Annotated in this window: 14 protein-coding genes; 7 read left to right on the top strand and 7 right to left on the bottom strand. The window is 59.3% G+C overall.

What is annotated here, in order from left to right; translation table 11 throughout:
- Positions 1 to 19 precede the first annotated feature (19 nt).
- Together NA645_RS07490 and NA645_RS07485 are read left to right on the top strand one after the other, a co-directional pair.
- Positions 20 to 985, top strand: a complete 966-nt coding sequence (locus tag NA645_RS07490; protein ID WP_256048243.1) for an alpha/beta hydrolase — start codon at positions 20 to 22, stop codon at positions 983 to 985.
- Between the two features lie 68 nt (positions 986 to 1053).
- Entirely contained in the window at positions 1054 to 1845 is a 792-nt protein-coding gene (locus NA645_RS07485) for a hypothetical protein (protein ID WP_256048242.1), read from the top strand.
- A gap of 33 nt (positions 1846 to 1878) precedes the next feature.
- On the opposite strand, the gene prmB is transcribed toward NA645_RS07485, so the two are convergent.
- Positions 1879 to 2799: a 50S ribosomal protein L3 N(5)-glutamine methyltransferase gene (gene prmB, locus NA645_RS07480; protein ID WP_256048241.1), complete on the bottom strand. Its 921-nt coding sequence runs from the start codon at positions 2797 to 2799 to the stop codon at positions 1879 to 1881.
- A gap of 188 nt (positions 2800 to 2987) precedes the next feature.
- Here prmB and NA645_RS07475 point away from each other — a divergent pair, with 188 nt between their 5' ends.
- The 4 genes from NA645_RS07475 (at position 2988) to folE (ending at position 5307) form a co-directional block, all read left to right on the top strand.
- On the top strand, positions 2988 to 3581 hold the full coding sequence (locus NA645_RS07475; RefSeq protein WP_131648530.1) for a cysteine hydrolase family protein: 594 nt from the start codon (positions 2988 to 2990) through the stop codon (positions 3579 to 3581).
- An 85-nt stretch (positions 3582 to 3666) separates the two neighbouring features.
- On the top strand, positions 3667 to 3984 hold the full coding sequence (locus tag NA645_RS07470; RefSeq protein WP_256048240.1) for a hypothetical protein: 318 nt from the start codon (positions 3667 to 3669) through the stop codon (positions 3982 to 3984).
- A gap of 67 nt (positions 3985 to 4051) precedes the next feature.
- Positions 4052 to 4609 carry a Smr/MutS family protein gene (locus tag NA645_RS07465; RefSeq protein ID WP_131648528.1) on the top strand — a complete coding sequence of 186 codons (558 nt, stop codon included), beginning with the start codon at positions 4052 to 4054 and terminating at the stop codon, positions 4607 to 4609.
- A 152-nt stretch (positions 4610 to 4761) separates the two neighbouring features.
- The gene (folE, locus tag NA645_RS07460; protein ID WP_256048239.1) at positions 4762 to 5307 is read left to right on the top strand and encodes a GTP cyclohydrolase I FolE; all 546 of its coding nucleotides are present in this window, start codon (positions 4762 to 4764) and stop codon (positions 5305 to 5307) included.
- A gap of 107 nt (positions 5308 to 5414) precedes the next feature.
- Here the strand turns inward: folE and NA645_RS07455 are convergent, their stop codons facing one another.
- Together NA645_RS07455 and NA645_RS07450 are read right to left on the bottom strand one after the other, a co-directional pair.
- Positions 5415 to 6020: a glutathione S-transferase family protein gene (locus NA645_RS07455; protein WP_256048238.1), complete on the bottom strand. Its 606-nt coding sequence runs from the start codon at positions 6018 to 6020 to the stop codon at positions 5415 to 5417.
- 41 nt (positions 6021 to 6061) lie between these two features.
- On the bottom strand, positions 6062 to 7228 hold the full coding sequence (locus tag NA645_RS07450) for a PLP-dependent aminotransferase family protein (protein WP_256048237.1): 1167 nt from the start codon (positions 7226 to 7228) through the stop codon (positions 6062 to 6064).
- A gap of 79 nt (positions 7229 to 7307) precedes the next feature.
- Here NA645_RS07450 and NA645_RS07445 point away from each other — a divergent pair, with 79 nt between their 5' ends.
- Positions 7308 to 7751, top strand: coding sequence for a MarR family winged helix-turn-helix transcriptional regulator (locus NA645_RS07445; protein WP_256048236.1), 444 nt, complete (start codon positions 7308 to 7310; stop codon positions 7749 to 7751).
- A 107-nt stretch (positions 7752 to 7858) separates the two neighbouring features.
- Here NA645_RS07445 and rpsA read toward each other — a convergent pair whose 3' ends face one another.
- The 4 genes from rpsA to hisC all read right to left on the bottom strand — a co-directional run bounded on the left by rpsA (position 7859) and on the right by hisC (position 13750).
- Positions 7859 to 9544, bottom strand: coding sequence for a 30S ribosomal protein S1 (rpsA, locus tag NA645_RS07440; RefSeq protein ID WP_131648523.1), 1686 nt, complete (start codon positions 9542 to 9544; stop codon positions 7859 to 7861).
- Between the two features lie 170 nt (positions 9545 to 9714).
- Positions 9715 to 10398: a (d)CMP kinase gene (gene cmk / locus NA645_RS07435; RefSeq protein WP_256048235.1), complete on the bottom strand. Its 684-nt coding sequence runs from the start codon at positions 10396 to 10398 to the stop codon at positions 9715 to 9717.
- Positions 10395 to 12644 carry a bifunctional prephenate dehydrogenase/3-phosphoshikimate 1-carboxyvinyltransferase gene (locus tag NA645_RS07430; RefSeq protein WP_256048234.1) on the bottom strand — a complete coding sequence of 750 codons (2250 nt, stop codon included), beginning with the start codon at positions 12642 to 12644 and terminating at the stop codon, positions 10395 to 10397. The genes cmk and NA645_RS07430 overlap by 4 nt, the downstream gene beginning before the upstream one ends.
- Positions 12641 to 13750, bottom strand: coding sequence for a histidinol-phosphate transaminase (hisC, locus tag NA645_RS07425; protein WP_256048233.1), 1110 nt, complete (start codon positions 13748 to 13750; stop codon positions 12641 to 12643). Before hisC ends, NA645_RS07430 begins: the two co-directional genes overlap by 4 nt.
- Positions 13751 to 13768: the final 18 nt, after the last annotated feature.

The raw sequence follows: 13768 nt of genomic DNA, 5'->3' as shown, positions 1-13768 counted from the left end.
CCGATGGTTGATCCTACTCATGCGCACGCTCTTCCTGTTTGTTCTTCTCGCCATGCTTGCTCCACATATCCAAGCTCAGAAGCTGCTGAATCGGGCCGTTACGGTGCAAGTGCCGGAAGGTCGTCTACATGGCACCCTGCTGCTTCCCAAAAGCGCCGAACCTATACCGGTCGCGCTGCTGATTGCCGGGTCGGGCCCCACCGACCGCAACGGCAATAGCCCAATGGCCCACAACGACAGCCTCAAGCGGCTGGCTCGATCGCTGGCCAAGCACGGCATTGCCAGTCTGCGCTATGACAAACGGGGCGTCGGGCAAAGCCTTGCGGTCGCCCCAGACGAAAGGCAACTGCACGTGGAACGCTACGTTGCGGATGCGGCGGCGTGGATACAGATGTTGAAAGCCGACCCGCGCTTCTCTGCTGTCGTGCTGATCGGCCACAGCGAGGGCGCGCTGATCGCCAGTCTGGCCACGTCTGTCGCCGAGCCCGACGCACTGATCAGCATTGCCGGCAGCGGCCGTCCCATCGACCTGCTGCTACGTGAACAACTCCAGGGCCGCCCGCCGCCGCCGTTGCTGGCAACCGCGCATTACCTGATCGACGAACTCAAGGCGGGACGAATGCATGAGCAAGTGCCCGATGCGCTGCATATCTTGTTCCGCCCAAGCGTGCAGCCGTATTTAATCTCCCTGTTCGGCCAGGATCCGGCAGAGGCATTCGCCAACACGACCGTACCGGCCCTGATCATCCAGGGCACCCATGACATCCAGGTCGAGCAGGAAGATGCCGAAGCCTTACAGCGCGCCCGAGGGGACGCCGAGCTGGCGCTGATTGAGGGGATGAACCACGTACTGCGCATCGTGCCGATGGACCGCAACGAGCAAACCGCCTCCTACAACCAGCCCGAGCTGCCGATCGCCTATGCGCTGGCGGAGCGGATCAGCCAGTTTCTGCACAGGAATGGCTTATTGCCAGCCTCCAGCTAGCCGAGCGCCGGCCGATACGCTCCTTGCCCACGCAATGACTCGCTCACCTGGAGCCCATGGACGCCGACATGACCGACAGCTCGCCTTCCGCTAACGACAGCGAGGCCAAAACGCCTGAAACAACGCCGCAGCCGCATCCCTGGGCTGAACTCGCCCCGGATCGTTTCCGGCTGCTGCGCCTGGCGCCACTTCCGACCGATCGAGATACCGGTACGCGGCCGCTGAGGTTCGTCGAACTGGCTCAGGTCGAACGGCATACACCGCAGCAGAGTTTGCTGAAGCTATTCGTGCGGCTACCAGGTCAGGTTTTGTCGAAGAAGCACAATGCGCTGGAAGTCTGGGCCGATCATCGCGCCAAGGAGCTGCGCTTCGGCCCCGACTCCGGATTGCATATGCAACCGGTCAACCGTGGCCTAGGACGCTTTCTGCTGGCGCAGGGTGCGCTTTGGGCTCAGAAGCGCTGGGCACACTATCTGGTCGAAGGCGGCGCCCTTTCCGCCGCGGACATAACCGGAGAGGACATGCGCCTACGCCGTGACCAGAGCTTGTTGAGTCAAGGCTTCGATGTGCTCTATCCGGAGCCCGGCAAACTCAAGGCAACCTATAGCGCGTCTCGTGTCAGCTCACTGCGCCCCGACTGGAACCCGGAGAAAGTCCAGATCATCGACCTGAAGGATGCCGCCGCGATGCTGGAGCAGGCCGATCAGAACCTGCTGGAGCAGGAAAACAAGATTCGCGACCTGCAGGAGCGGCTAAACAAGTTCCGCCGGGAAGATGGCACGCTCAGATTCACCATTGCCTGCCTGATCGCCTTCTCACTGTTCCAGGCGGGGCTGCTGATCTGGATTGCGACTCGCTGAGTCCCGTGCCGCCCCACATCGAGGCGCTGCTTTCTAGCCTTTGAGGCGCTCGCGAAACAATGCCTGATGCTCGCGGCATTGGCGGGCGGCAAGCAGAAATACGCCATGCCCGCCTTCGCTGAATTCCAGCCAGGTAAAGCTCACCTCGGGATAAAGCGCCTCGACATGCACCTGGCTGTTACCTACCTCGATAACCAGAGTGCCGGTTTCGGTCAGGTGATCAGCCGCCTCGGCCAGCATGCGCCGCACCAGATCCAGCCCATCATCCCCGCAGGCTAGCCCCAAGGCCGGCTCATGATGGTATTCATCTGGCATGTCAGCGAAGTCTTCCGCATCCACATACGGAGGGTTGGAGACGATCAGATCGAAGCGCTGGCCGGGCAACCCGTCGAAGCCATCGCTCTGCACGGTGTAGACTCGATCCTCCACGCCATGATGCTCGATATTGCGATTCGCCACTTCGAGCGCCTCGAATGACAGGTCGGCCAGTACCACTTCGGCATCGAGAAACTCATAAGCGCAGGCAATCCCGATACAACCGGAGCCGGTGCACAGATCGAGAATCCGGGCCGGAGGCCGCGCCAGCCAGGGTTCGAAGCGACGATCGATCAGTTGCCCGATTGGTGAACGCGGAATCAACACGCGCTCGTCGACAATGAACGGCAGCCCGCAGAACCAGGCCTGCCCCAGCAGGTAAGCGGTAGGCACGCGTTGCTCGATTCGACGATGCAGCAGTTCCTGCAAATGCTGCCGCTCATCATCTTCCAGCCGGCAGTCGAGATAGCTGTCAGCCATCTCCCAAGGCAGGTGCAGGGCACCAAGCACCAGCTGACGCGCTTCATCCCACGCATTGTCCGTACCGTGGCCGAAGAACAGCTGTTCGGCCTGGAAGCGGCTGACGGCCCAGCGAATGTAATCGCGCAAGGTGCGCAGTTGGGACGGCGAAGCGGTCACGGCAGCATCTCCTTCTGAAAAGCGCGAGAGTTTAGCCGATGGCCTCGCGACTTTCTCAAATCGTATAGAACGATCATGGGTCTATTGCAGGATTGCGCAACTCCGCTGGCGAAATCATCATCTTGGGCAGTTCACATATCGGTCATCTAGCGCCACAATCAGGCCCCTCTCAAAACAAGGAGTCAGTGATGTCCAAGCCACAGACCATGCTTCAGCTCAGTGGCCGCAGTTATGCACCGGCGACTCTGGCTAATGCGACCGTTGTGGTCATTGACGCTCAGGAAGAATATCGGACAGGGACTCTTGCGCTACCGAACCTGAGCTCAGCGCTGGAGGAAATCAAGAGCCTGGTCAGCGCTGCACGCGCGGCCGGTGCACCCGTCGTGCATGTTCATCACCTGGGTATTCCAGGCGGACTGTTCGACCCGCAGGGCCTACGCGGCCAGATCATGCCGGAAGCCGCGCCGCTCCCCGGCGAAACCGTGATCGGCAAGACCTTGCCCAATGCATTCGCCGGCACTGAATTGCACGAGCTGTTGCAACAGCATGGCCGCCTCGACCTCATCGTCTGCGGCTTCATGACCCACTCCAGCGTGAGCACCACGGTTCGCGCCGCGAAAGACTATGGGTACCGCTGTACCCTCGTCGACAAAGCCTGCGCCACCCGCGATCTGCCAATGGGAGACGGTGTGCTCGAGGCGGCACAGGTGCATCGCATGGAAATGACCATTCTCGCGGACAACTTCGCTGTTTGCGTGGCTGACGTAGGGGCATTGGCGTAATCCTTCGCGCCGTAAGCGTTACCTGACCGCGAATAAAACTGACCGGGCTGCCCCGGTCATAGCCTGTTCTGACGAGGTAACCGGAATGAAACGAACCGATGGATTCGATGCACGCCGACTTCGTCCTCGCGAACAACGGAGCTGGGGCGCACGCCTCGGCGGAATGCTGGGCCTGCTGTTGAGCATCCTCGGCGTGCTTCTGGCCGGATCTGGTGCGGCATCTCTGTTCGGCAGCCATTCAGCCTTCGCCAACATGGCGTTCGAATATGAAGAAGCAGTGACGCTACTGGTGCTTGGCCTGGCTTTGCTGGTGATCGGCCTGTTCATCCGACACCGCGTGCGTCGCCGGTTGCGTGAACCCGGCGGACTGAGCCTATCCCCTGGACTGAAGAAGAAGCGCTGACCTCTGCGCTTCGAGCAGGTTGAAAGCGAAGGCTTTCGGGTAAGATCGCCTGCAACGCGGAGGCCCCATGCAAGACGACGACTTTTCCCTATTCAAATCAGCCGTTCATGGCGTCAAGCCAATCAAACACGACCGCGCCGACACCGGCAAACCACGCAGCAATAAAGCGCAGATAGCCACTCGGCGCGCAAACGCAGTCATCAGCGACAGCGAAATTCGCATCGATGGGCTTTCCGATCAGTTCGTCATCGATGTCGCAGCGGAAGACGAGCTGTATTGGGCACGCGACGGTGTGCAAGACAGCCAGATGCGCAAGCTCAAAGCCGGCCAGATCCCCTTCGAAGGCAGCCTGGATCTGCATGGGCTGAGCGTCGAGAAGGCACGCGAGCTGCTCTGGGATTTCCTTGCCGAAGCCAGCAAGTTTGAAATTCGCTGCGTGCGGGTCACCCACGGCAAGGCCGCACGCGTCGACGGCAAACGCCCAATGATCAAGAGCCACGTCAATACCTGGCTGCGTCAACATGCCCAAGTGCTTGGCTTTTCTTCATGTCTGCCGAGACATGGCGGCACCGGGGCGGTTTACGTGATGCTCAAACGCACCATGCTCGAAGGGAGGGATGAGTAGTAGCGCCAAGCTGACAGAGCCCGCGAAGCCAAACGAGCCGTGGCGATTCTTGCGGCTTGTAGCGTGCAGCTTGCTGTTTTCCCCCTTGCCAGCGCGGCGGGTGCACCCTACCCTTCGCGCTTGCGCTCACATGAAGCCCGACAGGTAGCTCAATGTCACTGGAACAAAATTACACCGAGATCCTTGGCCAGCTCGGAGAAGACATCACCCGCGAGGGATTGCTCGACACGCCCAAGCGCGCCGCCAAAGCCATGCAGTACCTATGTAAGGGTTACCAGCAGACGCTTGAAGAAGTCACCAATGGCGCGCTGTTCAGCTCCGACAACAGCGAAATGGTGTTGGTGAAGAACATAGAGCTGTACTCCTTGTGCGAACACCACATGCTCCCCTTCATAGGCAAGGCCCATGTTGCCTATCTGCCCAACGGCAAGGTCTTGGGATTGTCGAAGGTGGCGCGTATCGTCGAGATGTACGCTCGCCGGTTGCAGATTCAAGAGAACCTCACCCGCGAAATTGCCGAGGCGGTCCAAAAGATCACCGGCGCCTGGGGCGTTGCTGTGGTCATCGAAGCCCAGCACATGTGCATGATGATGCGCGGCGTCGAAAAACAGAACTCCTCGATGGTCACCTCGGTCATGCTCGGACAGTTCCGGGAAAACGCCGCCACCCGCAGCGAATTTCTCGGGTTGGTCAGATAGGAGAGATGAGGCTGGACTGGCTTCAAGCTTTCTTTGCTGCTTGAGGCTTGCAGCGCGCAGCTGCTTTCTCGCCCAGCCTCAAGCCTCCAGCCTCTTTCTCGTCTTCCTTAGTCGAACATCCCGACGTGCCGCGGATGGCTGGCGATCCGCTGTAGCCACGCGCAGATTGCCGGGTAGCCCTCCAATTTGAATCCACCCTCTTCCGCTACGTGCGTATAGGCATACAGCGCGATATCCGCAATCGAGTACTGATTGCCAACAAGATACGGCGTTCGCAGTAGCTGTTGCTCCATGACGGCCAACGCGTGGTAGCCGTCCAGTTGCTTGGCAGCATATTCATCGAGACGATCGTCGGGCAAACCCAGATAGACCTTGATGAACCGCGCCACAGCAATGAACGGCTCGTGGCTGTATTGCTCGAAGAACTGCCACTGCAGAACCTGGGTGCGCAAACGCGCATCCTTGGGCAGGAACTCGGTTCCCTCCGCAAGAAAATTGAGAATCGCATTCGACTCCCATAGACAGGAACCGTCCTCCAGCTCGAGCACCGGTATCTTTCCGTTAGGATTCTTTTTTCGGAACCACTCTTCACGACTTTCGCCGCGAAGAATATCTACCGGTATCCACTCGTATTCCCGACCGAGCAGATGCAGCATCAGCTTTACCTTGTAGCAGTTGCCGGACCGATAATCGCCATAAACCTTGTACGCCATATCCATTCTCCGTGCGGCGCCGCAATCACCGCGAAATGAAGCTACGCTGCATCGACCATTCCGGCACTCCGAATCACGCTCGCCAGCCGACGCACGCCCTCAGCCAGGCGCTCCGGGGCGACGTGACTGAAGTTCAGTCGCAGATATCCTGGGTTCTGCTCGGGATCGACGAAAAACGGCTCTCCGGGCATGAATACCACGTCCTGCGCCAGCGCCGAGTTGAGCAGGGTTCGCGTATCTACCGGACGCTTCAGCTGCAACCAGAAGAACAGCCCGCCCTGCGGGAGCTGCCAATCAGCCAGATCACCAAAATGCGCCTCGAGCGCAGCCTGCATCTCATCGCGGCGCAGACGATAGAAACGTCGCAACTCGACCAGATGCGCCTCATATTGCTTGCTCCCCAGCCATTGCAATGCCTGCCACTGACCAATGCGGTTGGTATGCAAGTCGGCCGACTGCTTCAGCCGTAGCAGATAAGGAAACAGATCGGGAGTTGCGATTAAATAGCCAACCCGCAGCCCTGGAAGCAGCGTTTTGGAGACCGTACCGGTGTAAATCCAGCTTGCCTGTCGCATGCGACTGACAATGGGCCTGGCGCTACCTTCGTCGAAAACCAGCTCTCGATAAGGCTCGTCCTCAATCAGAGTGACGTTAAACTCATCGAGCAGCGCCGCGACAGCGTCGCGTTTTTCTTCGCTGTAGCGCACCGCTGAAGGGTTCTGAAAGGTTGGAATGAGGTAGGCGAAAGCCGGCTTATGTTGCTCCAGCCGTTGGCGTAGCGCAGCGAGGGACGGCCCGTCAGCTTCCTGCGGCACCGCCAGGCAGTCCGCACCGAATAGTTGGAAAGCCTGCAGCGCCGCCAGATAGGTCGGCGCCTCCAGCAACACTTCGGTACCGCGATCGATGAATAGCTTCGATGCCAGATCCAGCGTCTGCTGGGAGCCGCTGACGATGAGAACCTGACTGGCCGAGCAGTCGATACCGAGTGAACGCGCTTCGGCGGCAATAGCCTCGCGCAGCGCCGGCTCTCCCTCGCTCATACCGTACTGTCCCATGGTCGCCGGCATCTGCGCCCACTCCACCTTCGGCAGCATCGATTCGGCCGGCAGCCCTCCGGCAAAGGACATCACCTCGGGACGCTGCGCAGCGGCGAGAATTTCACGGATCAGCGAGCTTTTCAGGCGATCGACGCGTTCGGAGAAGGCCATGGGGCACCAGATGCAAGAGGGAATAAAATAAGTCAGACTACTTGACCAAAATTACGCCTGCGATTGCGAATACGTCAATATGACTGACCTAAAAAAAAGCACAATTCAGCGCCGGATCATGGAGAGCTTCTTTCTTGGCTATCAGGCCTTCACAGCCAAGCCAGACGAGATGCTTGCGCGCCGCGGACTTTCTCGGGTCCATCACCGCATTCTTTTCTTCATTGCGAGCTATCCCGACCTCAGCATCAAGGAGCTGCTCGGCTACCTCGGCGTGAGCAAACAGGCGCTGAATATCCCGCTACGACAGCTCATCGAGATGCATTTGGTGGAAAGCAGAACTGCGGAGGACGACAAGCGCAAGCGCATACTGCGCTTCACCGCAGAGGGCGCCAAGCTGGAACAGTTACTTAGGCGAGAGCAGGTACGGCTACTCGAACGAGCGTTCAAACAGGCAGGCGATGACGCCGTATCCGGCTGGCTTGCAGTGAACCAGACGCTGGCGACCAGCACCAATCGACATTAAGTACCTTGGGCGCACAGATGCGCCTGAAGGTATTGACGCGATCTCCGATTTATTCGAAGTACAAAAAAGGGCGACCGAAGTCGCCCTTTTTCTATGGATTGCAGAACTTAGTTCTGGTTTTCCATCTGTGCGCGGATCAGATCACCAATGGTGGTCGGACCAGCAGCTGGCTCTACGTCCTGCTTGGTACGCAGTTCCTTCATCGCGTCCTTCTCGTCCTCGACGTCTTTCGACTTGATGGACAGGCTGATGACACGGCTCTTGCGGTCGATGCTGATGATCTTAGCTTCGACTTCATCGCCTTCCTTCAGAACGTTGCGCGCGTCTTCAACGCGGTCACGGCTGATTTCGGACGCCTTCAGAGTTGCTTCGATATCGTTGCCCAGATCGATGATGGCGCCTTTGGCGTCAACTTCTTTCACGGTGCCACGAACGATGCTGCCCTTGTCGTTGACGGCAGCGTAGTTGGAGAACGGATCGTCTTCCAGCTGCTTGATGCCCAGGGAGATGCGCTCACGCTCCGGATCGACCGACAGGATGACGGTGTCCAGCTCGTCGCCCTTCTTGAAGCGACGCACGGCTTCTTCGCCAGCTTCGTTCCAGGAGATGTCGGACAGGTGAACCAAACCGTCGATGCCGCCGTCCAGACCAATGAAGATACCGAAATCGGTGATCGACTTGATGGTGCCGGAGATGCGGTCGCCCTTGTTGAACTGGCCAGAGAAGTCTTCCCATGGGTTGGACTTGCACTGCTTGATGCCCAGGGAGATACGACGACGCTCTTCGTCGATGTCCAGCACCATGACTTCCACTTCGTCGCCGACCTGTACGACCTTCGACGGATGGATGTTCTTGTTGGTCCAGTCCATTTCGGACACGTGCACCAGGCCTTCGACGCCCTCTTCCAGCTCGGCGAAGCAGCCGTAGTCGGTGAGGTTGGTGACCTTGGCCATGACGCGGGTGTTTTCCGGGTAACGGGCCTTGATGGCAACCCACGGGTCTTCACCCAGCTGCTTCAGACCCAGGGATACGCGGTTACGCTCGCGATCGAACTTCAGCACCTTGACATCGATCTCGTCGCCAACGTTGACGATCTCGGACGGATGCTTGATGCGCTTCCAGGCCATATCGGTGATGTGCAGCAAGCCGTCGACGCCACCCAGATCCACGAACGCGCCGTAGTCGGTAAGGTTCTTGACGATACCCTTGACCTGCTGGCCTTCCTGCAGCGATTCCAACAGAGCTTCACGCTCGGCGCTGTTCTCGGCTTCCAGAACGCTACGACGGGAAACGACAACGTTGTTGCGCTTCTGGTCCAGCTTGATGACCTTGAACTCGAGTTCCTTGCCTTCCAGGTGAGTGGTATCACGCACTGGACGAACGTCAACCAGGGAACCTGGCAGGAACGCACGGATGCCGTTAACGTCGACAGTGAAGCCGCCCTTAACCTTACCGTTGATAACGCCCTTAACCACTTCCTCAGCTGCGAAAGCCGCTTCCAGAACAATCCAGCACTCGGCACGCTTGGCTTTCTCGCGGGACAGCTTGGTTTCACCGAAGCCATCTTCAACCGCGTCCAGCGCCACGTGAACTTCGTCACCCACGCTGATGGTCAGCTCGCCCTGCTCGTTGTAGAACTGCTCGACCGGGATGACGCCCTCGGACTTCAGACCGGCATGGACAGTGACCCAGTCACCATCGATGTCGACCACGATGCCGGTGATGATGGCGCCCGGCTGCATGTCGAGGGATTTCAGGCTTTCTTCAAAAAGTTCTGCAAAGCTTTCGCTCATGTTTATTCCTGCTGTTTTCGGGCGAGGATCCGCCCTATCTCCACGCCCCAGATAACGTGGGTTCATTCATATAAAAAAAGGCCTGCGGGACTGGATCTGGTCTCCCACATGCCTCCTTGTTAACAGCTCTCGAAACAAGAACCGTCGGACCGCACCTCGGCGGTCGCTCTTCAGGCGAAATCGCGCTTGGCGACTTCGCTCAGAATCTGTCCTAGCACCTGCTCGATGGAAAGATCAGTAGAGTCCAGCTGTACCGCATCGTCTGCCGGCTTCAGCGGAGCCACTTCACGTTGGGTATCACGCTCATCGCGCGCCCTTATCTCATCGAGAAGACTCGCGAGATTAACATCATCACCCTTGGCCTTCAACTGCAGGAAGCGCCGGCGTGCCCTTTCCTCGGCACTGGCGGTGAGAAAAATCTTCAGCGGAGCGTCCGGAAAGACCACGGTCCCCATGTCTCGCCCATCCGCGACGAGCCCGGGCGGCTCACGAAAGGCCTTTTGACGCTGCAAGAGCGCATCTCGAACAACCGGTAGTGCGGCCACCTGGGACGCACCTGCGCCGACCTGCTCGTTGCGAATCGCGTGGGTGACGTCCTCTCCCTCAAGAATGATCTGCATGCCATGGCCATCCCCTGCGCCGAACTGGACGTCAAGATGAGCCGCGAGCAGCTTCAGCGCTTCTTCATTGGTCAGATCGACCCCATGGTTGCGTGCAGCGAAGGCAAGCAGACGATAAAGCGCACCGGAATCAAGGAAATTCCATCCCAGCTTTGCAGCCAGCAGCGCCGCCACCGTGCCCTTGCCGGAACCGCTAGGACCGTCGATGGTGATGACCGGAACCTGCCTGATCATGAATCAGTCTCCACAGCCACCCGCATTCCAGCCCGCTCGGCCAGCGCCAGGAAGTTCGGGAACGAAGTGGCGACGTTAGCGCAATCGTGAATGCATATCGGAGCACCGGCGCGAAGCGCAGCGACACTGAAAGACATCGCAATACGGTGATCGCCATGCGCCCAGACTTCGCCACCGCCGAAGGCAGGGCCGCCTTCGATGATGATCCCATCCGGGGTCGGCGTAGCTTTCACGCCAAGCGTTTGCAGACCGTCGGCCATCACCTGAATGCGGTCGGACTCCTTTACCCGCAACTCTTCGGCGCCACGCAAGGTCGTCCGACCTTCAGCACAAGCCGCCGCGACAAACAGCACCGGGAACTCATCGATGGCGAGCGGGACGAGGTTTTCCGGTATCTCGATACCCTTGAGCTGCGCAGCGCGTACCCGTATGTCCGCAACCGGCTCGCCGCCTACTTCACGCTGATTGGTCAATTCGATATCGGCGCCCATCAGCTTGAGAATGTCGATGACGCCGGTACGCGTCGGGTTGATCCCCACGTGCTCGAGGGTGACGTCCGAACCTTCCGCAATACTGGCAGCGACCATGAAGAAGGCCGCAGAAGAGATGTCCGCAGGCACTTCGATCTGCGTGGCGTGCAGTTTATGGCCCGATTCGACAGCAGCGGTGCTGCCCTCCCCCATAACCGGATAACCGAAGCCCTGGAGCATCCGCTCGGTATGGTCACGGGTGGGCGCTGGCTCGGTCACGGACGTCCGCCCGGCAGCATACAGTCCCGCCAGCAACAGGCAGGACTTGACCTGAGCACTGGCCATCGGCATTTCGTAATGCATCCCGGAAAGCATCTGCCCGCCACGAATGGTTAGCGGCGGACGCCCCTCGGCGGCCGTCTCGATCACTGCACCCATATCACGCAGGGGCTTTGCGACGCGATTCATCGGGCGCTTGGACAGAGAGGCATCGCCGGTCAGCGTGGTGTCGAACGGCTGCGCCGCCAACAAACCGGACAGCAGACGCATCGAGGTCCCCGAATTACCAAGGTAGATCGGACCTGGCGGGGGCTTCAAACCATGCAGGCCAACACCATGGACGGTGACGCGCCCTTGATTCGGCCCCTCGATCACCACACCCATGTCGCGGAATGCCTGAATGGTCGCAAGGGCATCCTCACCCTCAAGAAATCCTTCCACTTCGGTGATCCCATCAGCAAGCGAGCCGAGCATGATCGACCGGTGGGAAATGGATTTGTCGCCTGGTACTCGAAGTGTGCCGCTAAGGCTGCCGCCAGGATTGGCGAGGAAGATCAGATCTTTGGAATGCATAACGTCCACATAGGCTCTGCGAGCCAGTATTTTGCTGAAATGTTCTCGGGCAGCCCTGGCGCGCGTGAACACGCCCAACAACGTGTGCCCGTCTCCTTCATCGACCGCGGCGCGTAGCGCATCAAGGTCGGCACGAAAATCATCAAGGGTATGCAGCACGGCCTCGCGATTGGCGAGAAAGATGTCGTGCCACATGACCGGATCACTACCTGCTATACGGGTGAAATCACGAAACCCGCCTGCCGCATAACGGAAAATCTCTAGATTCTCGTTGCGTTTGGCCAACGAATCCACCAGACCAAACGCCAACAGGTGGGGTAGATGGCTGGTCGCTGCGAGCACTTCGTCATGATGTTGAACATCCATATGTTCAACATCGGCGCCCAACGCCCGCCACAAGCCATCGACAAGTGTCAGCGCGGCTGGATCGGTGTCCTCCAACGGCGTGAGGATCACCTTGTGCCGACGGAAAAGCGTGCTTTTGGCAGCGGTGACGCCGCTCTGTTCCGAACCAGCTATCGGATGGCCCGGCACGAAACGCGGCGGCATCCGCCCGAATCGCTCACGGGCACAACGCACCACGTTGCCCTTGGCGCTGCCAACGTCGGTGAGCACCGCGTTGCCAAGATCGAGCGTAGCAAGCTCCGCCAGCAGACGCTCCATCGCCAAGATCGGGACGGCCAACTGAATGACATCCGCGCCCTGGCAAGCGTCCGCAAGGCTGTCTGCGCAGCGATCCACCACACCAAGTTCGATGGCAAGTTCGCGAGAACGGGCATCAAGATCGAAGCCGATCACCTCACCACACAGCCCACGCTCACGCAGCCCTTTGGCGAACGAGCCACCGATCAGTCCGAGACCGATCACGGCCAGACGACGCACCTGGGGTACATCGACGCTTGTCGATCGAACGTCGCGACTCAATGCCCGAGCGCCTTACGCAGGACGTCGAGAAATCGTGCATTTTCGGCTTCGGTTCCGATCGACACGCGAAGGAAAGTTGGCATTCCATAGCCAGCCATAGGCCGAACGATGACACCATCGCGCAGCAACGCCTGGTTGATCGGTGACGCATCACGACCAAAATCAACCGCGATGAAGTTCCCCCTGGACGGTATCCAGTCCAGCCCCAGCTGCTTGAACCCCGTCTCGAGCTGCTGCATGCCTGCCGTATTGCATGCCCTGCTCTGGCTCAGATACTCGGCATCGTCAAGTGCGGCGCAGGCGGCTGCAAGGGCGAGACTGTTAACGTTGAACGGCTGACGGACACGATTCAGCACATCAGCAATCCGCGCCGAACAGATCGCATATCCCACACGCAACGCAGCCAGGCCGTAGGCTTTGGAGAAGGTGCGGGACACCAACAAGTTGGGATGCGAAGCCAGGAACGTCAATCCATCCGGCAGCTCGCCACCCTCCGCGTATTCGATATACGCCTCATCCAGAACGACCAGAACGTGAGCTGGAACACTTGCGAGGAAGCTGCCGAGCGCGTCGGCATCGAACCAGGTACCCGTTGGGTTATTGGGATTGGCAATGAACACGACGCGGGTGTTCTCATCGATAGCCGCCAGCATGGCTTCGAGATCGTGGCCCCAGTGCTTGGCGGGCACAGCCTTCGCCTGTGCACCGACGGCCTGGGTAGCAATCGGATAGACCGCAAAAGCGTGCTGGCTGAATACCGCATTGAGCCCAGGCGCGAGGTAAGCACGCGCAACCAGCTCAAGGATATCGTTGGAGCCGTTGCCGAGGGTGACCTGGTCAATATTGACGCCGCATCGCTCGGCCAGCTTCTGCTTGAGCACAAAACCGTTGCCGTCGGGATAGCGGGTCAACTCGTCGAGCTGGGTCCTGATCGCATTAATGACGTTCGGACTGGGACCCAGCGGATTTTCATTGCTGGCCAGCTTGATGATCGACTGCGGATCGAGATTGAGCTCCCGAGCCAGCTCATCCACGGGCTTGCCGGGTACGTAGGGCGACAGCTTCTGCACGCCCGGCTGTGCCAGGGCGAGGAAATCACAGGACATATTCAGCTCCGCTGAAGC

The organism is Stutzerimonas stutzeri, assembly GCF_024448955.1.
Classification (GTDB): Bacteria; Pseudomonadota; Gammaproteobacteria; order Pseudomonadales; family Pseudomonadaceae; genus Stutzerimonas; species Stutzerimonas stutzeri_AQ.
This window is presented reverse-complemented; position numbering and strand designations above follow the sequence as displayed.